Source organism: Virgisporangium aurantiacum (genome assembly GCF_016863635.1).
Taxonomy (GTDB): domain Bacteria; phylum Actinomycetota; class Actinomycetes; order Mycobacteriales; family Micromonosporaceae; genus Virgisporangium; species Virgisporangium aurantiacum.
This window is the reverse complement of record NZ_BOPG01000093.1, coordinates 1-23,487: the sequence shown is the minus strand read 5'-3', so window position 1 is coordinate 23,487 and position 23,487 is coordinate 1. Positions and strand designations below refer to the sequence as shown.

General features: G+C 70.7%; 18 protein-coding genes. 10 read left to right on the top strand and 8 right to left on the bottom strand.

What is annotated here, in order from left to right:
• Positions 1-26 precede the first annotated feature (26 nt).
• A complete protein-coding gene (locus Vau01_RS54425; protein WP_204009765.1) occupies positions 27-1,469 on the top strand; it encodes a sensor domain-containing diguanylate cyclase in 1,443 nt (480 codons plus the stop codon).
• A gap of 7 nt (positions 1,470-1,476) precedes the next feature.
• Here the strand turns inward: Vau01_RS54425 and Vau01_RS54420 are convergent, their stop codons facing one another.
• The gene (locus Vau01_RS54420; RefSeq protein ID WP_204009763.1) at positions 1,477-3,171 is read right to left on the bottom strand and encodes an ADP-ribosyltransferase domain-containing protein; all 1,695 of its coding nucleotides are present in this window, start codon (positions 3,169-3,171) and stop codon (positions 1,477-1,479) included.
• A 12-nt stretch (positions 3,172-3,183) separates the two neighbouring features.
• Here Vau01_RS54420 and Vau01_RS54415 point away from each other — a divergent pair, with 12 nt between their 5' ends.
• Both Vau01_RS54415 and Vau01_RS54410 read left to right on the top strand, forming a co-directional pair.
• Positions 3,184-3,870 (top strand): macro domain-containing protein, encoded by a 687-nt coding sequence (locus Vau01_RS54415; RefSeq protein ID WP_204009761.1) that lies wholly within the window; start codon positions 3,184-3,186, stop codon positions 3,868-3,870.
• A gap of 125 nt (positions 3,871-3,995) precedes the next feature.
• Complete coding sequence (locus Vau01_RS54410; protein ID WP_204009753.1) at positions 3,996-5,189, top strand: pyridoxal phosphate-dependent aminotransferase; 1,194 nt, start codon at positions 3,996-3,998, stop codon at positions 5,187-5,189.
• On the opposite strand, the gene Vau01_RS54405 is transcribed toward Vau01_RS54410, so the two are convergent.
• Positions 5,166-6,458, bottom strand: coding sequence for an aminotransferase-like domain-containing protein (locus tag Vau01_RS54405; protein WP_204009751.1), 1,293 nt, complete (start codon positions 6,456-6,458; stop codon positions 5,166-5,168). The two genes, Vau01_RS54410 and Vau01_RS54405, sit on opposite strands and share 24 nt — an antisense overlap.
• Positions 6,459-6,541: 83 nt before the next feature.
• Between Vau01_RS54405 and Vau01_RS54400 the strand changes: the two genes are divergently transcribed.
• The 3 genes from Vau01_RS54400 to Vau01_RS54390 all read left to right on the top strand — a co-directional run bounded on the left by Vau01_RS54400 (position 6,542) and on the right by Vau01_RS54390 (position 11,225).
• Complete coding sequence (locus Vau01_RS54400) at positions 6,542-7,291, top strand: alpha/beta fold hydrolase (RefSeq protein WP_204009748.1); 750 nt, start codon at positions 6,542-6,544, stop codon at positions 7,289-7,291.
• A gap of 39 nt (positions 7,292-7,330) precedes the next feature.
• A complete protein-coding gene (locus Vau01_RS54395; protein WP_204009746.1) occupies positions 7,331-10,102 on the top strand; it encodes an AfsR/SARP family transcriptional regulator in 2,772 nt (923 codons plus the stop codon).
• Positions 10,103-10,193: 91 nt separating this feature from the next.
• Positions 10,194-11,225 (top strand): hypothetical protein, encoded by a 1,032-nt coding sequence (locus tag Vau01_RS54390; protein WP_204009744.1) that lies wholly within the window; start codon positions 10,194-10,196, stop codon positions 11,223-11,225.
• A gap of 48 nt (positions 11,226-11,273) precedes the next feature.
• On the opposite strand, the gene Vau01_RS54385 is transcribed toward Vau01_RS54390, so the two are convergent.
• Positions 11,274-11,633 (bottom strand): winged helix-turn-helix transcriptional regulator, encoded by a 360-nt coding sequence (locus Vau01_RS54385; protein WP_239152760.1) that lies wholly within the window; start codon positions 11,631-11,633, stop codon positions 11,274-11,276.
• A 64-nt stretch (positions 11,634-11,697) separates the two neighbouring features.
• On the opposite strand from Vau01_RS54385, the gene Vau01_RS54380 reads away from it, so the two are divergent.
• Positions 11,698-12,309 carry an NADPH-dependent F420 reductase gene (locus Vau01_RS54380; RefSeq protein ID WP_204009740.1) on the top strand — a complete coding sequence of 204 codons (612 nt, stop codon included), beginning with the start codon at positions 11,698-11,700 and terminating at the stop codon, positions 12,307-12,309.
• On the opposite strand, the gene Vau01_RS54375 is transcribed toward Vau01_RS54380, so the two are convergent.
• From Vau01_RS54375 to Vau01_RS54360, 4 genes are all read right to left on the bottom strand, one after another.
• Complete coding sequence (locus Vau01_RS54375) at positions 12,306-13,205, bottom strand: RNA polymerase sigma-70 factor (protein ID WP_204009738.1); 900 nt, start codon at positions 13,203-13,205, stop codon at positions 12,306-12,308. The genes Vau01_RS54380 and Vau01_RS54375 overlap by 4 nt on opposite strands.
• Entirely contained in the window at positions 13,202-14,356 is a 1,155-nt protein-coding gene (locus tag Vau01_RS54370) for an NAD(P)/FAD-dependent oxidoreductase (RefSeq protein ID WP_204009737.1), read from the bottom strand. Before Vau01_RS54370 ends, Vau01_RS54375 begins: the two co-directional genes overlap by 4 nt.
• 76 nt (positions 14,357-14,432) lie before the next feature.
• Entirely contained in the window at positions 14,433-15,356 is a 924-nt protein-coding gene (locus Vau01_RS54365) for an endonuclease/exonuclease/phosphatase family protein (RefSeq protein ID WP_204009735.1), read from the bottom strand.
• On the bottom strand, positions 15,349-16,221 hold the full coding sequence (locus tag Vau01_RS54360) for an aminoglycoside phosphotransferase family protein (protein WP_204009732.1): 873 nt from the start codon (positions 16,219-16,221) through the stop codon (positions 15,349-15,351). The genes Vau01_RS54365 and Vau01_RS54360 overlap by 8 nt, the downstream gene beginning before the upstream one ends.
• Positions 16,222-16,259: 38 nt before the next feature.
• Here Vau01_RS54360 and Vau01_RS54355 point away from each other — a divergent pair, with 38 nt between their 5' ends.
• The 3 genes from Vau01_RS54355 (at position 16,260) to fxsT (ending at position 22,713) form a co-directional block, all read left to right on the top strand.
• Complete coding sequence (locus tag Vau01_RS54355) at positions 16,260-16,604, top strand: winged helix-turn-helix transcriptional regulator (RefSeq protein WP_204009730.1); 345 nt, start codon at positions 16,260-16,262, stop codon at positions 16,602-16,604.
• 45 nt (positions 16,605-16,649) lie between these two features.
• Complete coding sequence (locus Vau01_RS54350) at positions 16,650-18,902, top strand: LLM class flavin-dependent oxidoreductase (protein ID WP_204009727.1); 2,253 nt, start codon at positions 16,650-16,652, stop codon at positions 18,900-18,902.
• Between the two features lie 472 nt (positions 18,903-19,374).
• Positions 19,375-22,713 (top strand): FxSxx-COOH system tetratricopeptide repeat protein, encoded by a 3,339-nt coding sequence (fxsT, locus tag Vau01_RS54345; protein WP_204009724.1) that lies wholly within the window; start codon positions 19,375-19,377, stop codon positions 22,711-22,713.
• A 15-nt stretch (positions 22,714-22,728) separates the two neighbouring features.
• Here fxsT and Vau01_RS54340 read toward each other — a convergent pair.
• Positions 22,729-23,487, bottom strand: a 759-nt coding sequence (locus Vau01_RS54340; RefSeq protein ID WP_204009721.1) for a hypothetical protein, incomplete at its 5' end; no start/stop codon positions are given.

The following is a 23,487-nucleotide window of genomic DNA, read 5'->3' as shown; positions in this document are numbered from 1 at the left end:
GTGGCCGTGCCGATGGGACGGTCACCATGGCGGAACGGCGAGGTCGCACGCTCCGGCTGCTGCGGCACGGGTTCGAACCGGTGCTGGTGGCGGCCGTCGTCGCCATGCTCCACGTCGCCGGGATCGTCGAGGAGCAGGCGCTCTGGCTCGGCCTGCCGTTGCTGCTCGTCGGCATGGTCTACCAGCAGCCGGACGTGCAACGCCGGCTCGCCGGCGGTGACTACAGCCGGCGACTGGCGCCTCGGCTGTGGTTCCACATGGGGATCGTCACCGCCTTCGTCTTCATCCTCGGCTGGGGTGCGATCGGCGCCATCGCCCACCTGAACATGGTGTCGCTGCACCTCAAGCTGTCCGGCTCCCGCGCCTGGCGCCCCGCGGTCGCGGCGAGCTTCGGCACGATCGTGATCGGCGAACTGCTCGTCGTGCTGGGCGCGCTCGACACCTACCTTCCGTTGCCGCAGGGGCACCTGGTCACCGTGCTCGCCGCCATCGGTGCGGCGTCGACCGCGCGGGTCATGGGTCTCACCCAGCAACAGCAGGAGGAGAGCGAACGGGCGCTGCGGGAGAGCGAGGAGCGGTTCCGCATCCTGGTGCAGGACGGCACCGAGATCATCACGGTGTCGGACGCCGACACGGTGATCCGGTATATCAGCCCGTCGGTCGAGCAGAGTCTCGGGTACACCGTCGGGGAGATGCTCGGCCGGCGGTACCTCCGGCTGACCCATCCGGACAGCGCCGCCGAGATCGCCGCGGTGGGGGAGCGGGTGCTGGCCGACCGGAGCGGCTCCGGGCACCGCATCGAGATCCGGGTGCAGCACGCGGACGGCACCTGGCGCTGGCACGAGCTGATCCTCCGCAACATGCTCGACCATCCCGCCGTGCGCGGCGTGGTCGGTCATCACCGCGACATCACCCAGCGGCGCGCCGATCAGGACAAGGTGGCGCACGCGGCGATGCACGACGCGCTGACCGGCCTGGTCAACCCGGTGACGTTCAAGGTGCGGCTGGAACGGGCGCTGACGCGGCCCGGCCGCGACCACGCGATCGGACTGCTGTTCGTCGACCTCGACGGCTTCAAGCAGGTCAATGACGCGTACGGGCACCAGGTGGGCGACCGGCTGCTCAGCGTCATCGGCGCGGCGATCCGCGACAACACGCTGGGCCACGACATCGCCGGACGGCTCGGCGGCGACGAGTTCGGCGTGGTGCTCACCCGGATCGACGGACACACCGACGCGGTGTCGGCGGCGGTGACGGTGGCCGAACGCATCATCGCCGAGATCGACCGCGACATCATTGTCGACGGCCACCCGGTGCGGGTCGGCTGCAGCATCGGCATCGCCGTAGCCGACCCGGGAATGACCGACGCACAGGCGCTGACCCGCAGCGCCGACACGGCGATGTACGCCTCCAAACGCCGCTGCCGCAACGGGTACGAGGTGGCCCGGGCGCCCAGCTACTCGGGGTGACCCGCTCCTAGGCGACCTGGGTCTGCTCCTCGAGTTCGGTGAGGCTGACCGTGCACAGGCCGCCCCGCTCGGACTTGACGCCGGTGACCGTCAACTGGGTGCCGGGGGCGAGAATGAACTCCTCCTCGCCGGTGAACGCCGAGAAGTTGCGGATGCCGACGGCACGCTTGGGGAGGACCTCGAACAGCGTGCGCCGGCCGCGGCCGCCCATGAAGGCCTGCGCGACACCGAGCTTCGAGGTGCACGACGACACGCCCCACCACGTGATCGTTTGCCCCATCGGGTACTGGGACCGCAGGTCGAGCCGGACACCGCGCCACAGCGGCTCGGTGCGTGCGGGCAGCCGCGACACGGCGGAGAACAGCAGCCGCAGGTACGGCAGGTAGGGGACGACGCGGCTGCGGTCGGGATGCCGCAGGGTGGCGTTGATCTGGCGGTAGAACGCCGACTCGCACGTGTACAGATAGAGCGCAGCCACCTCGTCGATCGACAGGCCGGTGGCCGCTCTGGTGAGGCCGAACCGGTGCGACTGCTCGACGTGCCAGTCGAGCCCGGAGAGCAGCTTCGACACCGGGCCGACGGCTTCCCGGAAGTCCATGAGCGGGGTGTCGAAGACGCCGGTGATCGCCGGCAGGATGAGACCCTCGTCTTTGACGCTTTCGAGCCGTTCGAGGTAGAGCTTGTGCAGCTCCATCGTGGACGTGATGAACGCGCCCATGCGGTCGGCGTCGTCGCCCGAGGTGCTGTTGGCGTTCCAGCCCTTGCTGGGCAACCAGTCGATCTCGTCTTGCCCCAGCGTCTGCAACGCCATGTTGACGGTGGCGAAGTGCTCGTTGTCGCAGAAGATGTCGCCCTGCGCGGCCGGGTTCGGGTGGTCGATGTGGCGCACCTCGACCGACGGGTACTTGCGCTGCAACCGGAGCACGACATTCTTGAGGTTGCGCGCATGCGCGCCCCACCACGCGAACACGACGCCGCGATCGGCGTCGTCGGCGGCGTCTTGCTTCGCCTTGAGAATCTCCTCGACGAGCCGCTCGACCACCGGCCGCCAGAACGCGGTGTGCTGATCGGTGGCCATCGCACCGTCGCTGCTGGCGGTGAGCGACGCGTTGAGCAGCAGCACGCCCTGGGTGAGCATCGCCTGGAACCACTCCGGCGGCTGCACGGTGTCTTGCTTCTTCAGCAGCGCGCGGATGTCGGCGATCGGTGTCTTCTTCGGGATGCCGTACTTCCACATCGCCGCCGCCTTGATGATGCAGCGGATCGACACGACGCGACCGAACTGACTGTCGGCCCAGTCGTGGAACGTGTTGTCGAACATCGCGATGCCGGTGGCGCTTTCCGGCCGCGGATAAGGGTTCTGGCCGAAGACGACGACCTTCCACTTGTGCGGCGGGTTCGGCTTCAACGCCTGGAAGGTGAGTTCCCGAACGGGCACCACCTTCGGGCCGCGACCCGTGCCGATGAACGTGGGCGCGGCCGGCTGCGCCTCGATGACCGGCTTCAGTAGCGGCAGCCACGGCTCGCCGCCGCCGGTGAACAGTTCGCCGAGTGCGAGCGGGTCGTTGGGATCGGGCGTGGTGTCGCTCATGATGGGCCTCCCCGAGGTCGCGGTTGCGGTGGCGATATTAGAGGGCGGGTGCGACAGGAAACTGTCGTACCCGACCGCTATGTTCGTGGCGTTCGAGAAGCCGTCGTCCACATTGGAGCGAGCATGACCGTCGATCACACGCAGCCCCAGAGCAAGGTGGCCCAGCTCAAGGTGGTCCTGCGTGACATCAACCCCAAGGTCGTCGAGGCGTGGCTGGCGGCGTTCGCCGATACGCCCGGCATCGAGATCCACAAAGGGTCACTCGTCGATCAGCACGCCGACGCCTGGGTCAGCCCCACCAACTCGATGGGCAGCATGAACGGCGGGGTCGACGCGGTCATCAAGCGACACCTCGGCGCCGGCATCCAGCTCAAGGTGCAGCGCGCCATCAAGGCGCAGTTCGGCGGCTCGATGCCGGTCGGCAGCGCGGTGTGCGTCCCCTCCGGCGCCACCAACCCCCGCTTCCTGATCTCGACCCCCACGATGGTCCAGCAGGCGCAAGACGTCAGCGAGACGCTCAACGTCGCCATGGCGTGTGCCGCCGCGTTCCAGGCCATCCACGTCCAGAACGAGAAGGAGCCGGGCAGCATCGGGTCGGTGGCCCTGGTCGGCATGGGCGCCGCCACCGGTCGCGTCCCCCCACGCGTGTGCGCCAACCTGATGTGGACCGGCTACACCCTGTTCCAGGACTCGTACTTCCGCGACTACAACGACCTGCGCCTTACGCTCCGCGAACAACTCGGTGACATCGACAGTCGCCCGCACGACGAGCGCGTGCGCATCACACCCCCGCCCGGCTCGCGCCGCTGAGACCAGCCCGCGACGCTGAGACCAGACCCGCGACGTGATGGCGAAGGCGGTGGATTCGGCGCACCGCCTTCGCCACGAGGGGAAACCGTGGCGCGCACCTGCGCGCCTCTGTGAGGATCAACCGCATGTCACGTCTGTCCCGTCGGGTTTCCGCGATCTCCGAGTCGGCCACGCTTGCCGTTGATGCCAGGGCTCGCGCCATGCGGGCGGCCGGTGCGTCCGTCATCGGGTTCGGGGTGGGGGAGCCCGACTTTCCGACGCCCGACCACATCGTCGAGGCGGCGCGTCGGGCCTGCGGCGAACTGCCCATGCAGAAGTACACCCCGGTCGGTGGGTTGCCGGCACTGCGCGACGCCGTCGCGGCGAAGACGGTGCGCGACTCGGGGTATGCCGTCGACGCGTCGCGGGTTCTCATCACCAACGGCGGGAAGCAGGCGGTGTACCAGGCGTTCGCCACGCTGCTCGATCCGGGCGACGAGGTGATCGTGCCGGCGCCTTACTGGACAACCTATCCGGAGGCCATCGGGCTCGCCGGTGGCGTGCAGGTCACGGTGCCCACCGACGAGACCACCGGCTATCTGGCCGCGGTGGAACACCTGGAGGCGGCCCGCACGCCGCGCACGAAGGCGCTGCTGTTCGCGTCGCCGTCGAACCCCACCGGTGCCGTGTACCCGCCGGATCAGGTCGAGGCGATCGGGCGGTGGGCGGCCGGGCACGGGCTGTGGGTGGTCACCGACGAGATCTACGAGCACCTGGTCTACGGCGACGCGACGGTCCGCAGCATCGCCGCCGCGGTTCCCGAACTCGACGACCGGGTCGTCATCGTCAACGGTGTGGCCAAGACGTACGCGATGACGGGGTGGCGGGTGGGCTGGATGGTCGGGCCGGCCGACGTCATCACGGGCGCCGCCAACCTGCAGTCGCACCTGACGTCGAACGTGTGCAACGTCGCGCAGGCCGCAACGATCGCGGCGCTCCGGGGCGACCTGTCCGACGTCGAGGCGATGCGGGCGGCGTTCGACCGGCGGCGGCGCACGATGGTGCGGATGCTCAACGAGATTCCGGGGGTCGAGTGTCCGGAACCGCACGGCGCCTTCTACGCGTTTCCGTCGGTGAAGGCGTTGCTGCACACCGACATCCGTGGGCGGCGGCCGGCCACCAGCGCGGAGTTCGCCGAACTCGCGCTGGCCGAGGTGGGGGTGGCGGTCGTGCCCGGAGAGGCGTTCGGCACACCGGGCTACGTCCGGCTGTCGTACGCGTTGAGCGACGAGCAACTCGTCGACGGGTTGACGCGCCTACGAGAACTCGTCGTCGGGTGAGCCTTCGGCCAGCGTCCGCAGGGTGTGCAGCGCCGCGGTGAGGGTGTCGAGCGGGGGAGCCGAGAGCGCCAGCCGCACCGCGTTCGGCGTGCTGTTCGGCTGCACCGCGTAGGCCGCTCCCGGCGTGACGGCGATCCCGTGCCGCGCGGCCGCGGCCACGAACGTCTCGGCGCGCCACCGGGCCGGCAGCCGCCACCAGCAGTGGTACGAGCGGGGGTCACCGATCACGTCGAAGCCGGCCAGCACGGAACGCACGAGCTCGTGCCGGCGCACCGCGTCGGCCCGCTTCTCGGCGACGATGGCCGCCACCGTGCCGTCGCGCACCCAGTGCGCGCCGACCTCCGCGGCGAAGGCCGACGGCGTCCACGCGCCCGACCGCACGGCGGCCGCGACCCGCCGCTCCATGGCCGCGGAACAGCCGATCAGCCCCACCGCCAGCCCCGGCGCGACGCGCTTCGACAGGCTGTCGACCACCAGGCTCCGGTCGCAGAGCGGCGCCGCCGCGTCGGTGAGGAACGAGTAGACGGCGTCCTCGATCACGGTCACGCCGCACGCGTCGAGTGCCCCGGCGAGGGCGGCGCGCCGGTCGGGCGGAACGGAGATGCCGAGCGGGTTGTGCAGGTCCGGCTGCAGGTACACCGCCTTGAGCGGCGTCCGGCGGTGTACGGCGCGCAGCCGCTCCGGAACGATTCCCTCGTCGTCCATGTCCAGGGGGACGAGCGTGAGGCCGAGCCGGGCCGCGATCGCCTTCACCACCGGGTAGGTCAGCGGCTCGACGCCCAGCCGGTCGCCGGGCCGGGCGCAGGTGGCCAGCGCGGCCGCGATCGCCTGGCGCCCGCTGCCCGTGAGCACCACGCGGTCGGGCCGCCACCCGGGCCGCACGAGCAGCGTCGCCAGGTCGGCCACAGCGGATGAAGGCCCGGCGCCGAGCGCGTTCGCCGCGCCGCCCGCGCGGATGAACGTCGCCATCGACGAGGCCAGCCGGGCCCGCTGCTCCGGCTGGACGGGGAAGTTCAGCTCCAGGTCGACGCGCAGGCCGGTCGGCTCGGCGAGCACGGGGTCGGTGGCCGGGCGCATCGCCCGCACGAACGTGCCGCGGCCGACCTCGCCCACGATCAGCCCGCGCCGGGTCAACTCCTGGTAGACGCGCGTGGCGGTGGACGCGGCGACGCCGTGCTGCCGCGCGAACGCGCGATGGGTCGGCAGCCGGGTGCCGGGTGCCAGGTCACCGGCGACGATCCGACGGGCGACCGCGTCGGCAAGCGTCACGAAATCCATTGCACCGAGATCAAAGTAATCATTGCACCGAGATATTGCGCCGATTAGCGTCGGTTGTCAAAGGAGGTCACCCGATGCCGACGATTCTCTTCATCCACGGCCACCCGTTCGACCGGTCGATGTGGCAGCCCCAGGTCGACCGGTTCACCGCCGACGGCTGGCAGGTGCTGGCCCCCGACCTGCGCGGCTACGGCGCCAGCCCGGTGACCGAGGGCACCGTGACGCTGCCGGAGTTCGCCGCCGACCTGGTCGCCCTGCTCGACCGGGAAGGGGTCGACCGCGCGGTGGTCTGCGGCCTCTCGATGGGCGGGCAGATCGCGATGGAACTGGTCCACACGTACCCGGAGCGAGTCGCCGCGCTGGTGCTCGCCGACACGTCACCCGCCGCCGAGACGGCCGAGGGACGGGCCAACCGCCGCCGCATCGCCGACGACATCACCGCGAACGGCATGGCCGGCTACGCCCGTGACCTGCTGCCCGGCATGCTCGCCGCGTCGACCATCGCGCAGCGGCCCGACCTCGCCCGGTACGTGCTGGAGATGATGACGGCCGCACCGGCACGCGGCGCGGCGGCGGCCCTGCGCGGCCGGGCCGAGCGGCGCGACTACGGGGCCACCCTGCTCACCCTGGAGCTTCCGGCGCTCGTCGTGGTCGGCACCGAAGACGCGTTCACCCCGGTCGACGAGGCCGAGGCGACCGTGAAGATGCTCCGCAACGGACGCCTGGTGGTGCTGGACGGCGCGGGACACATGCCCAACCTCGAGGCGACCGACGCATTCAACGCGGCACTGGAACATTGGCTCAGGTCTACGGGAATCCGATAATCTTCCTGTTTCCTCCCGGCGGGAGGGCAGGAGGCGGACATGCGGATGCAGGTCCTGGGCCCGGTGCGGGTCTGGCACGGCGACGACGCCGTCGATCTCGGCTCATCCGGCGAGCGGGCGGTGCTCGGTCTGCTGGCGCTCGCCAACGGTCAGTCGCTGTCGCGGGCGGAACTCGTCGACGCGCTGTGGGGTCCGGAGCCGCCGCCGACGGCCCGGAACATCATCCAGACCCGCATCAAGCGGCTGCGGCAGGCGCTGGAGCCGGGGCGGCAGTCGTACTCGCCGAGCGGTGTCCTGCCCACGGTCGGCGACGGGTACGCGCTCGTCACGTCCACCATTGATCTTGATCTTGAGCGGTTCCGGCAGTTGACCTCCGACGCGGCGACGGCCCAGCAGGACGGCGACTTCCACGCGGCGGCGGCGCTGCTGGCCGCCGCCCTGGAGCTGTGGCGGGGCGACCCGCTGGCCGACGTGCCGGTGCTGGCGACCCACCTGAAGGTCACCACGCTGGCCGAGCAGCGGCGGACCGCGCTGGTGCGGTACGGCGAAGCGTTGCTGGCCACCGGAGAGGACGCGACCGCCGCGCTGGAGACGGCGGTCGCCGACCAGCCGCTCGACGAGGCGGCCGTCGCCCTGCTGGTCCGCGCGTACCGGGCGGCCGGCCAGCGGGCGCGGGCGTTCGCGACCTACCACGCGATCCGGCGGCGGCTGGCCGACGACCTCGGCATCGATCCCGGCCCGGACCTCGCGGCCGCGCACGCCGCGCTCCTCACCGACGAGCCGGCGGCGGCGGCCGACGTCCCGGCGCAGCTTCCGATCGACCTCGCGACGTTCGTGGGCCGGGTCGACGACCTGCGCCGGCTCGACAAGCAGGTGCGCACCGAAAGCCCGGTCGTGGTGTGCGTCTGCGGCACCGCGGGCGTCGGCAAGACGACGCTCGTCACGCACTGGGCGCACCGGATGACCGATCATTTTCCGGACGGGCAGCTGTTCGCCGATCTGCACGGCTTCGACGAGCACGGCGCCGGCACCGATCCCGCCGAGGTGCTGCGGGGGTTCCTGGAGGCGTTGCGGATCCGGCCCGCGCGCATACCGTCCACATTGGACGGACGGATGAACCTGTACCGCAGCCAGCTGGCCGGCCGCCGCATGCTCATCGTGCTCGACAACGCCCGCGACGCCGGCCAGGTGCGCCCGCTGCTGCCCGGCAGCCTCGGGTGTCTCGTGCTGGTGACCAGCCGCACCCAACTCACCGGCCTGGTCGCCGCGAACAACGCGTACCCGTTGCGGCTCGACCTGCTGCCCGACGCGGAGGCCCGCCACGTGCTGGAGCGCCGGCTGGGCACGGAGCGCATCGCGGGTGAGCCGGCCGCCGTCGCCGAGATCGTCGAGCGGTGCGCGGGGCTGCCGCTGGCGCTGGCGGTGGTCGCGGCCCGCGCGGCCACCTACCCGGACTTCCGGCTCGCCGAGATCGCCGCGGAACTACGGGCGGGGCTGGGCGGCTTCGCCAGCGGCGACGGCGCGACCGACCTGTGGACGGTGTTCTCCGCGTCGTACCGCGCGCTGGCGCCGCCGGAGCAGCGGCTGTTCCGGTTGCTCTCGCTGCATCCCGGGCACGGCGTCACGGCACCGGTGGCCGCGGCCCTCGTCGACGAACCGCTGCCGGCCACGCGGCGGCATCTCGCCGAGCTGACCCGCACCCACCTGCTCACCGAGCACCGGCCGGGCCGGTACACCGTCCACGACCTGCTCCGCGCGTACGCGGAGCAGATCGACGCGGAGCAGATCGCCGCCGAGCAGGTCGACCTGGCGGAGAACGCCGACGACGACCGGGCGGCCGCCCGGCACCGGATGCTCACCCACTACCGCACCGCGGCCCGGGCGGCCGCCGTGCTGATCGACCCGCACCGGTCGCCGGTCGGGCCCGACACCGATCCGGTGCCGGTCGACGGGATCGCCGACACCGAACAGGCGATGGCATGGTTCGCCGCGGAGCGGTCGGTGCTGTTGGCCGTCATCGCCGCCGCCGAGCGGGTCGGCCTGCACGAAGACGTGTACGACCTGGCCCAGTTGTTCGCGGTCTTCCTGCAGCGTCGCGGCCACTACCAGGATCTCGCCGACACCCAGCACGCGGCGCTGCGTGCGGCGGGCCGGATCGGCGGCCCGACCGTGCAGGCCCGTTCGCACCGGGGAATCGCGACGGCGTACTTCCGGCTCTGCCGCTACGACGAGTCGGAGACGCACCTCCAGCACGCCCTCGACCTCAGCCGGGAGTGCGGCGACGCCAAGGGCACCGCCTACACCCATCTCGCGTTCAGCACGCTGTTCCAGGAGCAGGGCGGGCGCGACGAACCCGCGCTCGGCCACGCGCGGCACGCGCTGGACCTGTTCCAGGAGATCGGTGACGCCACCGGGCAGGCCCGGTCGCTGAACATCCTCGGCTGGCTGCACACCCGGCTCGGCGACCGCGACGCCGCGATCGCCGCCTGCGAAAAGGCGCTCGCCCGGCTGGAGGAACTCGGCGACCGGCACGGGCAGGGCATGACGTGGGACAGCATCGGCTACGCCCACCACGAGTCCGGCGACCTCGACCGCGCGATCGCCTGCTACCGGCGCGCGATCGACCTCCTCGCCGACGCCGGCGACCGGTACATCGGCGCCGAGTCGCTCGACCGGCTCGGCGACTGTCACGCCGCTCAGGGCGACCTCCGCGCCGCGCTCGACGCGTGGCGCACCGCGGTGACCGTCCTCGACGATCTGGGCCATCCGCGCGCCGACGCCGTGCGGAAAAAGCTGCGGCAACGCCGCTGACCCGCCCCTGACCTGCCCGGACAGAATTCGTCCAGTCGGTGTTCAGTGCCGTCCTCCAGACTTCGGCTCACCTCGAGGACGGAGGATCGGCATGGACGATCAGCGGGTCGCCCTCCTCCCCGCGCGCCACCGGCCGGTGCTCGGGCCGTTCCCGGCCGTGCCGGCACGGGTCATGCCGGTCAAGTACCACCCCGGCCACTACGTCCGCACGCCCGGTTTCCACTGGACCCCGGACCGGCAGGACGCGGACTTCCGGCTCATCGACTCGATCGCGCACAACCCGAACGTCACCGGGTTCGTCCTCCACCTCAACTGGGCCTACTTCGAGCGGGCGCCCGGCGACCACACGGCCGGCTTCCGGATCGTCGACGCGTACCTCGACCGGTTGGCGCCGGGGAAGCACCTGATCCTCCACGTGGCCGACCGCTCCTTCGGCAACCCGACCGCGAACGTGTACCCGCCGTACGTCATCAACAACGGCTGGGTGTCGGTGAAACCGGCCGACCAGACCTGGCCCGACGGGCTGGTGTCGGTGGCGAAGACGCGGCAGGCCACCGTCATCGACCGGCTGATCGCGATGAGCCGCGCGTACGCCGTCCGCTATGACGGGCACCCACGGCTGGCGATGTACGGCCTCGGCGGGCCGGTGCCCCACCCGCAACTCAAGCGCTGGCTCACCGAGAGCAGGAAGGCGTGGACGACGACGCCGCTGCGGCTGTGCCCCGGCGAGACCGACCTGCCCGACCTGTTCGCCCACGCGACGTCGACGGTGGTGCCCGGCGGGATCGCGATCGGCGGCCCGGACCCGGAACTGCCGCTGCCCGACGTGATCCGCGCCGTACCGGCGAACCGGCTGTTCCGGGGCGAGGGCGGCCCCGACCTCCGCGGCGTGGTGCCGTTCGTGGGCGAGGTGCGCGAACTCGGGCTGGGCAACCGGTACACCGAGACGCCGGGCGAGATCTTCGACTACTTCTCCCGCCGGATGCGGTGCAACTACATGATCTGGCTGGCGAACACCCACGTCGGCGGCGAGGCGCAGCAGTGGCCGGCGATCCTCGCGTACATCGACTCGATTCGGGGCCGGATCACCACGAGCCGGCCCACGCTGGGTATGTGGGAGTAACCAGCGACTCCGGGCCCGGGTGGTAGGGGTACCGCCCGGGCCCGGTGCTCAGGCCGATCTCTCCTGGGCCTCGAACAGCTCGTCGCCGTGCTCGGTGACCCACACCGCCAGCGCCCGCAGCGGACCCGCGGCGAAGCTCCGGCCCAGCGCGGTCAACGCGTAGTCGACCCGGGGCGGCGCCTCGGCGAAGGACCGCCGTTCGATCAGACCGTTGCCCAGCAACCGGTTCAGCGCCTCGGTGAGCGCCTTGTCGCTGATGCCGCCGATGCCCACCCGCAGCGTCCGGCGGCGCCTCGGGCCGTCGTTCAGCGCGGCGATGACGACCGGGTCCCAGGTGTGCGCGAACAGGTCGCTGGCTAGGCGCACCCGGCAGTCGGCCACCAGTTCCTCGCAGCTCTCGGACCCCATGCCCACCATCGTGGCACGCCGACACGCACCGTCCGGTGCGCGTCGGGCTTTCTACGGTGACGGCATGCGAATCGGAATTCTCGGTACCGGCACCTTTGCCGGAGCACTCGCCACCGGCTGGGCCCGGGCCGGCCACGACATCGTCATCGGCGGCCGCTCGCCGGCGAAGGCGGAAGCGTTGGCGGAGAAGGTCGGCGGCGTCGCCCGTCCGCTCGCCGACATGCCCGACGGCGCCGACGCGGTGCTGCTCGCGGTCACCTGGACCGGCGTCGACGAGGTCCTGGCCGCCGTCGGTGCGAAACTGGCCGGCATCCCGCTGATCGATCCGACCAACCCGGTGGACCACGGCGTCGGCGAACTCCGGGTGGAGCCGGGCCGGTCGTTCGCCGGTCACGTCGCCGAGCGCGCGCCCGGCGCCCACGTGGTCAAGGCGTTCCACCTCTTCCCGGCCGCCCTGTGGACCGCGCCCGGCACCGGCAAGGCCACCGTCGCCATGTGCGGCGACGACTCCGGGGCGCTCGACGTCGTCGGCTCGCTGGTCCGTGACGTCGGCGGCACGCCGGCCGTGCTCGGCGGCCTCGACCGGGCGCGCCAACTCGAGGAGGCCGCCGGCTTCGTCATCGGGCTGGCGTTCGCCGGGGTCGATCCGCGGTCGGCGGTTCCGGCCGTCCCCTAGATCTCGTGGACCGTCTTCGCGGTGACGGCCCCCAGCTTGTCGGGGTTCGCGACGTTGAGGATGCCGGCGATCCGGCCGTGGTCGTCGAGGTCGACGGAGAGCGTCCCGATGACCCGGCCGGCGCCGCTGATCACGATGCCGAAACTGCCGTTGAGCTCGACCACCTCGAACACCCAGGCGGACGGTTCGACACCCTCGTAGGGGCGCTTGCTCACGCCCGCCATCCAGGTGGCCACCTTCTCCGCGCCGACGACCGGACGCATCGCCTGGCGCACCTTGCCGCCACCGTCCGTCCACAGGGTCACGTCGGGGGCGAGCAACTGCATCAGCGTGTTGATGTCACCGCCGGACGCGGCCGCGAAGAACCGTTCGGTGACCTCGCGGTGCTGCGCGCGGGTGGGCCGGAACTTCGGCCGGCGCGCCTGCACGTGGCCGCGGGCGCGGTGACCGGCCTGGCGCACGGCGTCGGGCGTGCGCTGGACGGCGTCGGCGATCTCGGCGTAGGAGAACCCGAAGGCCTCCTTGAGGACGAATACCGCCCGCTCCAACGGGCTCAGATTCTCCAGGACCATCAGCAGCGCCATGGAGACGTCGTCGGCCGTGCCGGCGTCGGTGGTGGGATCGGCGGTGGTCAGGATCGGCTCGGGCAGCCACGGGCCGATGTACGTCTCGCGCCTGGCCTTGGCCGACCGCAGCCGGTCCATGGCCAGGTTCGTGACGATGCGCACCAGGTACGCCTTGGGATCGGCCACCTGCGACCGGTCGGCCGACGACCACCGCACCCACGCGTCCTGCACCGCATCCTCGGCGTCGGCCGCGCTGCCGAGGATGCGGTAGGCCACCGTGAACAACAGGTTCCGGTTGCCGTCGAAAACGGTGGGGTCGACGACGGTCATCGGGTGTACCGGCCGCCGCGCCGCCAGCTGACCATGCCCACGGCCGGTGCCTTCATCAGTTGGCGGAACGTCTTCCACGGCGACGCGCTCACCGTCTCCTTGTACCAGATCGCCCGCCGGCCGGTCAGGAACAACCGTTTCGCCGAGTCGTCCGGGTGCGTGAACTGGATGACGGCGTCGTTGCGGCCCAGGCTCACCGGCATGTGAATGTAGCCGAACCGGAACGGCTTCGGCTCGGCGCCGGCCAGTTCCCGGGCGATCGAGGCGGCGGCGTGCACGCCGGTCGGGATGCCACCCTGGCACGTGCCGTGCATCGTCCCGTAGCCCTGCCGGATCGCCGCCGCGTCACCGATCGCGTAGACCGACGGATGCGACACCGACCGCAGCGCCGCATCGGTGACGATGCGGCCGTGCCCGTCGACCTCGAACCCGGCCGCGGCGGCGAGCGGCGACACGCGGACTCCGCCGGTCCACAGCACGGCCTCGACCTCGACGCTGTCGCCACCGGCGAGCGCGACGCCGCCCGGCAGGATCTTCACGATCTCGACGCCGCTGCGCACCTCCACGTTGAGCCGCCGCAACGCGGCGCCGAGGTACGCCTTGGCCTTCGGCGTCATGGTGGCGCCGGGTTCGCTCCGGCCGATCAGCACCACCCGCAGGTGCGGGTGCCGCTCGGCGATCTCGGCGGCCGCCTCCACACCGGTGAACCCGGTGCCGCAGACCGCGATCGACTCCAGGTCGGCCAGCCGGCGCGCGAGGGCGTCGGCGTGCTCGGCGCTGTCGAGCGTGTACGCGTGCTCGTCGGCGCCGGGAACGGCACCCGTGTCGGCCGTGCCGCCGAGCGCGTAGACGAGCGTGTCGTACGGGAGCACGCGCTCGTCGTCCACCCGGATCTGCCGTGCGTCGGCGTCGATGTTGGTGACCCAGCCGGTCTCCAACGTCACGCCCGTGCCGGCCAGCATGGTGGGAATCCGCAGATCCGCCAGGTCCTGGCCCGAGGCGAGCTGGTGCAACCGCAGCCGCTCGGTGAACCGGTCACTGCCGTTGACGAGCGTGATCTGCACGTCCGTGCGCCGCCGCAGGCGCCCGGCGAGGCTCATCGTCGCCGCCATCCCGGTGTAGCCCGCTCCCAGTACCACGATGCTTGTCATGTCCCTGCTCCTTTCCGGTAGCTGACAAGCACGAGACGGCCGCCCCACCGCCACCTGTGAACCGGCGTGGCGCGCGTCACACTTTGACGTGGGCGGCGATCGGGAGGTGGTCGCTGGTGGTCCGGGGCAGGGTGCGCACCGAGATGACCTTGGCGCCGCGGGCCATGACCTGGTCGATCCGGGCCACCGGCGCCCCCGCCGGCCAGCTCAGGGCGTAGTCGGCCGCCGGCCAGGTCAGTTGGGACGAGACCGGGCGCAGGCCGCGGTCGTCGACGGTGCTGTTCAGGTCGCCGATCAGGATCAGCCGGCTCAGGGGTTCGGCCTTGAGGACGGCGCCCAGCTTGCGGGCGCTGTCGTCGCGGCGGGTGGTGTTGAAGCCGGCCGTCGGGCCGAGGCGTACCGACGGGAGGTGGACCACGTAGATCGCCACGTCGCCGAACGGCGTACGGGCGACCGCCCGCAGGCCACGGTTCCAGTCGGCGGCCAGGCCGGCGGGCTTGATGTCGAGGTGGCGGGCGTCCACGAGCGGATACCTCGACCAGAGACCCACCGTTCCCTGCACCGTCGAGTACGGATACTGCTCGGCCAGCGCTTCTCCGTACGCGGGAACCGTGACCTCGACGAGGCCGATCAGGTCGGGCCGCAGCGCGGCGAGAGCGCGCGCCGTTCCGGCGGGATCGGGGTTGACGTCGTTGACGTTGTGCTGCACCACCGTCACGTCGAATTGTCCGGACGCGGGGAGCAGGCCGCCGCCGAACACACCGAACCAGGCCACCACCGGCAGCAGCGAAGCGACCAACGCCAGCAGCGAGCGCCGCAGCACGGCCACCTCGACCAGCACCGGCACCGCCAGAATCAGCCACACGAGCACGGTCTCCAGCAGGCTGCCGAGATGTAGCAGGGTGTTGGGGACGACGCCGTGGAACGTCAGCAGGGCCGCCACCGCCACCGCGAGGCCCGCCGTCGGGCGACCCCGGCGCCAGCTCCAGGAACTACCCATCCCGCAGGATCCGCTCCAGCGTGCGGCGGCCGGTGCGGCTCATCGGCGGATTGCTCTCGACGTAGTACCAGACCAGCCCCATCGCCTGCTGGAACGCCCACGCCTTGCCGCGTTCCCACTCGGCGTCGTCGCAACCGAGGTCGGCCCGGAACGCCGCGCGCGGGCCCTCGTCGAGGAGGTGCCAGGCCGCGACGAGGTCGAGCGCGGGGTCGGCCGCCGTCAGCCCGCCGACGTCGAGCACGCCGGTGAGCCGCCCGTCGGCGACGAGCACGTTGCCGGGGATGAGGTCGCCATGGTTCATGACAGCTAGACGGTTCGGGGGAAGCTCCCGGTAGCGCGCCCACGATCGGCGCAGCTCACGTGCGTCCAATAGATCTTCGCTCTTTTCGATGCAGGTGGCCATCCAGGCGTCGTGCGAACGGAGCGTGCCGCCGCGGCCGGTGCCGGTGAACGTGCGGCCGCGGGGGTCGATCGCGCGGACGCCGCGGATGAACTCGGCCAGGTCGAGCGCGAACGGTACCGACGCGGCATCGACGTCGGTGGCGGGCGTTCCGGGTAGCCACGTCTGCACCGACCACGGCATCGGGTAGCCGTGGCCGGGCCGGCCCAGCGCGACGGGCTCCGGCGTCGGGAACCGGGTGCGGCCGAGAATCTCCTTCGCCGCGCGGGCCTCCCGCGCGACGGCGCCGGGATCGCCCGGCTGCAGCGGGAATCGCGCCACGAGCGAATCGCCGATGCGGAAGATCGCGTTGACCGTTCCGCTCGCGGCGATCCGGCGCACGGACAGGTTCCGCCACTGCGGAAACTGCTCGGTGACGAGCGTGCGCGCCGTCGCCTCGGTGACGTCCACCTGATCTGGGTGCATGAGCTTCGATCCTCGTAGCGGCTAGTAGTGTCGTAGACATGGCTGCGACCCGGAAGGTACCGAAGGTCTCGGAGGCCTGCCTGCGCGGAGACGAGTCGTTGGCGCGCGCGTTCACGTTTCTCGGCAAGCGGTGGAACGCGGTGATCCTGGCCGTGCTCGGTGCCGGGCCCACCGGTTTCCGCGACCTGTCCCGCACGATCGGCCGCATCTCCGACTCGGTGCTCAGCGACCGGCTCGCCGAACTCGCCGGGGCCGGGCTGATCACCCGGGCGGTCGAGCAGGGTCCGCCGGTGTCGGTCTCGTACGAGCTGACATCGACGGGGCAGGCGCTGATGCCGGCGCTGGAGCAGATCGCCCAGTGGTCCGGAAAACATCTTTCGTAGTTGCTACGCTTGGCGTAGTCACTTCGAAAATGGGAGTAGGATGTCATGGCGGATTACGGACACGAGCTGACGTTCGGCACGTTCCTCACGCCGCAGAACCAGCGTCCCGACCAGGTCGTCGCCCTGGCGCGGCACACCGAAGACGTCGGCCTCGACCTCGTGACGTTCCAGGATCATCCGTACCAGCCCGCGCACCTCGACACCTGGACGCTGCTCACCTGGGTCGCCGCTCAGACGTCGCGGGTGAAGGTCTCCGGGAACGTGCTCAACCTGCCGCTGCGGCAGCCGGCGGTGCTGGCCCGAGCCGCGGCGTCGCTCGACCTCCTCTCCGGCGGCCGGTTCGAACTCGGGCTCGGCGCGGGCGGCTTCTGGGATCCGGTGGCCGCCATGGGCGGGCCGCGGCGCACGCCCGGCGAGGCCGTCGAGGCACTGAGCGAAGCGATCGACGTGATAAGAGCAATATGGGACGCCGATGAGCGCGGCGGGGTGCGCGTCGCCGGGAACCACTACCGGGTGCAGGGTGCCAAGCGCGGCCCCGCGCCCGCGCACGACGTGCAGATCTGGCTCGGTGCGCTGAAGCCGAAGATGCTGCGCCTGATCGGCGCGAAGGCCGACGGGTGGCTGCCCAGCCTGTTCTACCTTCAGGATGGCGACCTGGCGCGCGGCAACGCCGTCATCGACGAGTCCGCGTCCGCCGCCGGCCGCGATCCCCGGGAGATCCGGCGGCTGCTGAACGTGAGCCCCGACACTCCGCAGGAGCAGCTGGTGGAGTTGGCCCTGGAGAACGGGGTGAGCACGTTCATTCTCGCCAGCGACGATCCGGCGGAGATCTCGCGGTGGGGTGCCGAGGTGGCGCCGGCGCTGCGCGAAGCGGTGGCCCGGGAGCGGGGTGCCTTGCCGTCGTCGCCGTCGGAGGTGGTGCGCGGCCCAAAAGTGCTGGCGGCCCGGCGTGAGCGCATCGACTACGACGCCGTTCCGTCGTCGCTGCGGGCGTCGGCGGTCGAGCCGGGTGACAAGGCGTACCCCCGCTTCCGTTCGACGTACATGCGTACCGGGTCGCCGGGGCTGATCCTGCGGCCGAACGGTGCCGAGGAGGTCGCGGAGGCGCTGGCGTTCGCCCGGAAGCAGGACGTCCCGCTGGCGATCCGCAGTGGCGGGCACGGGATCAGCGGCCGGTCGACGAACGACGGTGGGATCGTCATCGACCTGGGGAAGCTGAACCGGGTCGAGGTGCTCGACCCGTCGACCGGGCTGTTCCGGGTCGGGCCGGGCGCGCGGTGGGGCGACGTCGCCGCCGCCCTGCATCCGCACGGGCTGGCGATGAGCTCCGGCGACTACGGCGACGTCGGCGTCGGCGGCCTGGCCACGGCGGGCGGGATCGGCTTCCTGGGCCGGCGGTACGGCCTGACGCTCGACCACATCACCGCCGCCGAGGTGGTGCTCGCCGACGGCGGCATCGTCCCCGCCGACATGGATGCCGCCGCCGACCTGTTGTGGGCGGTGCGTGGCGCCGGCGCGAACATGGGGATCGCGACCGCGCTGGAGTTGACCGCGTATCCGCTGCGTGAGGTCGTCTACGCCACGATGGTCTTCGACGCCACCGACACGGCCGGCCTGGTGACCCGCTGGGGTTCGCTGGTGGCGGCGGCAGAGCGGGAACTGACCAGCTTCCTGTACCTGTTCGCCCAGCCCGGCGGCGCCGCCCCGATCGCGCGGGCGATCATCGTCTACGCCGGCGCCGACACGGACGCCGCCGCCACCGCGCTGACGCCGTTCCTGCAGATCGGCCCGGTGCTCGACCAGCAGGCCCAACTGGTTCCGTACGCGGCGATCGTGGCGCCGCAGGACAGCCCGCACACCGGTGGGCAGACGAACCCGCTGATCAGCAACGGCTTCGCCGCTTCGCTCTCGTCGGAGGTGGGTGAGCTCCTCGGCGCGGGCCTGTTCTCCGGCGTGGCGCCGTGGGTGGCGATCCGGGCCGTGGGCGGTGCGGTGAACGACGTCGATCCGTCGGCAACCGCCTTCGCCCACCGCGCGGCCAACTTCAACGTCAGCTCGGTGGGCGGCCGGAAGGCCGCGTTCAACGCCCATTGGGACGAGTTGCGCCCGCACCTCGATGGTCTATACCTGAGCTTCGAGACCGATACCCGACCGGAGCGCATTCACGACGCCTTCCCCGGCGAGACGCTGGCCCGGCTGCGGAGGCTCAAGCGGAAGTACGACCCGGACAACGTGTTCGACCAGAACTTTCCGATCGAACCGGCCCCGCCGGCGGCGCCCGCGACCAGGGAGCGGTAGCCCGATGCGTCAGTGATTCGTGGTCGAGTGGACGGTCCGTGCGGGCCGTCTGCCCACGAACTGTTGCCAAACCGTTTTGAACCCGGTGGTCTGTGAATCCGCTGGTTACTCGATCGAGATCCGGACGGGACTGATTGGAAATAGCTCTTATTTGTCCATTGACCTGGGGATTTTGTGATCGCCTAACGGAGCTGTTCGCGATCGCGGCGCGGGGTGAGATTGCAATATCGGAGTGTTAAGGTGCTCCGGTTGCCCCGGCGCCGTGATCCGGCGAGGGTGCACGGGGGTCGTCACCCGGCCGGATAATAGCTTGCTGCCTCGCATCCACGCGGAGCGGCTATGTGTCCGCATCTATGTTGGAGCGCGAAGTTACGGTTGAATGGATAGGCCGGGTGGCCGGTCGGCATGCCGTGCACCTTGATTCGAGCATCGACAGTTCTGGACGTGCGATGACGGGAGTACCCCAGTGACAGTGGCCGGAGGAGTAAAGGGTCCGGCCACCGAGTTGAGCCAGGGTTTGATCGACGCGCTGGTGCGGATTCCGATCACGAGTACCACCCAGAATCGGCGGCTGCTGATCAGTCTGGTCCGGCGTGACTTCTCGCGGTACCCCGATGTGCAGGAACTTCCCGAGTCCCGGCTGCACATCATCAACATCGTCGTCGCGTGTCTGGAGCATCCGGCGGCGTTGTGGGCGTTGCGCGACGCATTGACGACGATGGCCCCCGACGAGGCCGGTACCCGGCGCGCCTGTCAGTTGATCGACTCGGCCGGGCTGAGCAGTCTGGTTCCCGAAGACGAACTACGGCAGTGCCGCGAACTGATACGTCAGGCCGGCAACGGCCATGACCGGGTCGACTGGCAGGAACTGGTCGAGAACGTGGCGCCCCATGTGCTGGGTAAGTCGTCGGATCTCGTCTCGGCCTTCGATCAGCTGGCGGTGATCGGGCCCGGGCAGGGCCGGAGCCTACCGGCGCTCACTTTTGTCGCCGGGGTGACCACGTCGGTCGGCGAACCGGTGGCCGGCCACCTGCGTACCTGGCTCCAGGAACAGATCGAGCGGTTCGGTGTTTCGGGCGACGAGCTGCTGTTGCCGTCCGACCCTCTACCCGATGCCGCCAACGGCCTTCCACCCGAGGGTGACGGACGTGATCGGATCAACATGGGCGCGGGTGCGGCTCATGACGTACCAATAGCAGGTATTCTAGGCGAATCGGACAAGCCGGGCATATCTGACGGTCAGCCAGACGACGAGCAAACGGGAGATACGGGAGACAACATGGTTTCCGCCGCCCCAACGAAACCTCCAGCCAGGAGGTTGCCACGTGTATGGGGCGATGTCCCGCCGCGTAATCCCAACTTTACCGGTAGGGAAGAGCTGCTTTCGCGCCTGCACAAGGAACTGCTCACGGTCCGAGAGGCGGCAGTCCTGCCGCAGGCGCTGCACGGGATGGGCGGAGTCGGGAAGTCCCAACTCGCCATCGAGTACGTCCACCGCCACAGCAGCGAGTACGACCTGGTCTGGTGGATCTCGGCCGAGCAGAACATCCTGGTGCTCTCGTCGCTGGTGAAGCTGGCCCAGCGGCTCGGGCTCGACGTCAGCCCCGAGGCCAACAGCGCCGTTCCGGCCGTCCAGGACGCGTTGAACACCGGAAAGATCGAGTACGAGCGATGGCTGCTGGTCTTCGACAACGCCGAGTCCATCGAAGAGGTCCGGCCCTATTTCCCGACCGGTGGCGCCGGAAAGATTCTCGTGACCTCCCGTAACCCGGAGTGGGCCGGCGTCGCGCGGGCCCTCGAGGTCGACGTCTTCACCCGTGAGGAAAGCAAGGCGTTCCTCACCAACCGCACGCCGGAACTGACCGACAACGATGCCGACCGGCTCGCGGAGGCACTCGGCGACCTTCCCCTCGCGGTCGAGCAGGCGGCGTCCTGGCGGGCCGCCACCGGGATGCCGGTCGACGAGTACCTGGGCCTTCTCGACGAGAAGCGGATCGAACTGCTCGACGACACGTCGGCGCCCGACTACCAGAAGAACTCCGTGGCGGCGGCCTGGAACGTGTCGCTCGACCGGCTCGACAAGGTGAACCGGTCGGCGCTGCATCTCCTGCAAGTATGTTCGTTCTTCTCGCCCGAACCCATCTCCCGCGAGTTCTTCCGCGGCTCGGCGGTCTCACCGATCACCGATCCGCTCGACCAGACGCTACGCGACTCGGTGAAGCTGGGCCGCGCGATCCGCGACATCCAACGGTTCGCCCTCGCCAAGCTGAATCACCAGAACAACACCCTGCAGATCCACCGCCTCATCCAGACGGTGATCGTCGGCCGGATGGACGAGTCGCAGCGCGAACTCATGCGCGCCGGCGCACACGCGCTGCTGGCCAGCGCGAACCCGCACAGCCCCGGGCGGCACAGCCGATGGGGTGTGTACCAGTCGCTGCTTCCGCACGTGCAGGCCTCCGGCGCGGTCGAGTCGACCGACCCCAACGTGATGGACCTGGTGTTCGAGACCGTCCAGTTCCTTTTCCACTGGGGCGACCACCCGGGCTGCCTGGAGTTCGCCGAGAACGCATACAAGAACTGGCTCGCGAAGCTTGGCGAGAGCCACGCGGAAGTGTTGAAGCTCGCGAAGTATCTCGGCTGGATCCGGTCGGTCGTCGGCCGGTACAAGGCCGCGGTCGAGATCTTCGAGCGGTCGCTCGACCTGTACATGGACCAGTTCGGCGAGGAAGACGAGAACACGCTCGACGCGATGCTCATGGTTGCCTATGCCCGCCGGATCCAGGGTGACTTCGCCGGAGCGAAAGAGGTCGACGAGCGCGCCCACCCGATCTGTCACCGTCTCTTCGGCGAAGACGATCCGGTAACGCTGCGCGCCGCGAACAGCCTCGGGGTCAGCCTGCGGTTGACCGGTGAGTTCAAGCGGGCGGCCGAGTTGGACCAGAAGACGCACAGCCGCCGCCAGGAGGTGCTCGGAAGCGACGACTCCGACACCCTGCTGACGCTGAACAATCTCATCATCGACACCCGTGAGTCCGGCGAATTCGTGAAGGCCAGCCGGCAGCAGGGAGAGGCGCTCGAGCGCAGCCTCACCGCGTTCCAGTATCCGGACAACCCGACGGTGATGCGGGCGAGCCGGAACCTGGCGGTGGCCCGGCGCAAGGCCGGTGACCACACCGGGGCGCTCGAGCTGTCGCTGGACACGGTCGAGCGGTACCGGCGGCGTTACGGCGACGACTATCCCGACACGATGTCGGCGAGCCTCAACCTGGCGATCGACCAGCGCCATGCCGGAAACCTCGACGAGGCACGGACGCTCGGCGAGGAAACGCTGCAGCGGTACCGATCCACCTTGGGCGAGCAGCATCCGCACACGGTTGCCGCCCAGGTGAACCTCGCGATCGTCGTCCGTCAGCTCGGTGACGCGCAGCGCGCCTACCGGTCTGACCGGGAGTCGCTCGACGCGCTGAACGAGCAGTTGGGTGCCGATCACCCGTCCACGCTGACCTGCGCGACGAACCTGGCCAGCGACCTGTTCGCGATGGGCGACGCGCAGGCGGCGTTCGACCACGACACCGACACGCTCGCCCGGTCGGAGCGGATCCTCGGGGTCGAGCACCCGTCGACGCTGGCCGTCGGCGTCAACTTGGCGCTCGATCTGCGGGCGCTCGGTCGAGAGCAGGAAGCCGACCTGCTGCACGCCGACAACATGGCGCGCTTCCGGCGGTCGCTCGGCGACCAGCACCCGGCAACGCTGAACGCGCTGAAGAGCCTGCGCGCCGACTGCGACATCGACCCGATGCCGCTGTAACAGCGGTTACGACGATTACGACGTGGCCGGACGGGTGGCGATGCCGCCCGCGTGGCGAAGCCATTCGGCGACGTCTATCGGTGATGCGGCCGACCGGCGGTGTCGCCGGGCGTGGAGGTAGATGGCCCGCACCAGCTCGGGTCGTCGCACGAGCGTCCGCCACGCCGGGGTCGAGCGGTTCGCCGCCGCGCACAGGACCAACCCGCTCCAGGCGTGGATGTTGACGGGGTCGCTCGTGATCATCGCGCGGAATGCCGCTTCCGCCCGGACGCTGTCACCGACCGCGAAGGCGACGTCGGCGCGTGTCACGCCCCAATTCGGCGGTACCGGCAATGCGCCGGCGGCCACCGCGCGAAGCCGTTGCGGAGCCAACTGCCCGATCCGGTGCAGGGCGAGGCGGCCGTGGTACCAGTGGCGGTCCTCGTCGGCCGCGATGGTGTAGCTCACCGCGCGGACCGTCCGGGCCGCGGCCCGGACGACGAAGGCCTCGGCGAGGCGGCCGACCGCGTCGCCGTCGGGGTGCAGATGCCGGATCCGCCAGGTCGACTGGTGGTCCATCGCGATCGCCCACGCCGCGTGGGCGGCTGCGGCCGGGACGGGGTCCGCCTGGAGGGCATAGACCTTGCGGGCGAGCTCTTCGGCGAACGTGTGGCCGTGCGGCGTCAGGAACGGTGACCGGGCCAGCGTGCGCATGCCGATCCGGGTCTGCCTGCGGGCGTAGGCGAACTCGAAGTCCGCGACGGCTCGCGCGGTTCCGTCGGTGCAGGCCCGGTA

Coding starts and splice junctions, on each gene's coding strand:
- Vau01_RS54360 (WP_204009732.1), bottom strand. CDS start 16,221: ATGCACCCAGATCAGGTGGACGTCACCGAGGCGACGGCGCGCACGCTC.
- Vau01_RS54410 (WP_204009753.1), top strand. CDS start 3,996: ATGTCACGTCTGTCCCGTCGGGTTTCCGCGATCTCCGAGTCGGCCACG.
- Vau01_RS54375 (WP_204009738.1), bottom strand. CDS start 13,205: ATGACCGTCGTCGACCCCACCGTTTTCGACGGCAACCGGAACCTGTTG.
- Vau01_RS54365 (WP_204009735.1), bottom strand. CDS start 15,356: ATGGGTAGTTCCTGGAGCTGGCGCCGGGGTCGCCCGACGGCGGGCCTC.
- Vau01_RS54350 (WP_204009727.1), top strand. CDS start 16,650: ATGGCGGATTACGGACACGAGCTGACGTTCGGCACGTTCCTCACGCCG.
- Vau01_RS54355 (WP_204009730.1), top strand. CDS start 16,260: ATGGCTGCGACCCGGAAGGTACCGAAGGTCTCGGAGGCCTGCCTGCGC.
- Vau01_RS54385 (WP_239152760.1), bottom strand. CDS start 11,633: ATGGGGTCCGAGAGCTGCGAGGAACTGGTGGCCGACTGCCGGGTGCGC.
- Vau01_RS54380 (WP_204009740.1), top strand. CDS start 11,698: ATGCGAATCGGAATTCTCGGTACCGGCACCTTTGCCGGAGCACTCGCC.
- Vau01_RS54400 (WP_204009748.1), top strand. CDS start 6,542: ATGCCGACGATTCTCTTCATCCACGGCCACCCGTTCGACCGGTCGATG.
- Vau01_RS54370 (WP_204009737.1), bottom strand. CDS start 14,356: ATGACAAGCATCGTGGTACTGGGAGCGGGCTACACCGGGATGGCGGCG.
- Vau01_RS54415 (WP_204009761.1), top strand. CDS start 3,184: ATGACCGTCGATCACACGCAGCCCCAGAGCAAGGTGGCCCAGCTCAAG.
- Vau01_RS54390 (WP_204009744.1), top strand. CDS start 10,194: ATGGACGATCAGCGGGTCGCCCTCCTCCCCGCGCGCCACCGGCCGGTG.
- Vau01_RS54395 (WP_204009746.1), top strand. CDS start 7,331: ATGCGGATGCAGGTCCTGGGCCCGGTGCGGGTCTGGCACGGCGACGAC.
- Vau01_RS54425 (WP_204009765.1), top strand. CDS start 27: ATGGCGGAACGGCGAGGTCGCACGCTCCGGCTGCTGCGGCACGGGTTC.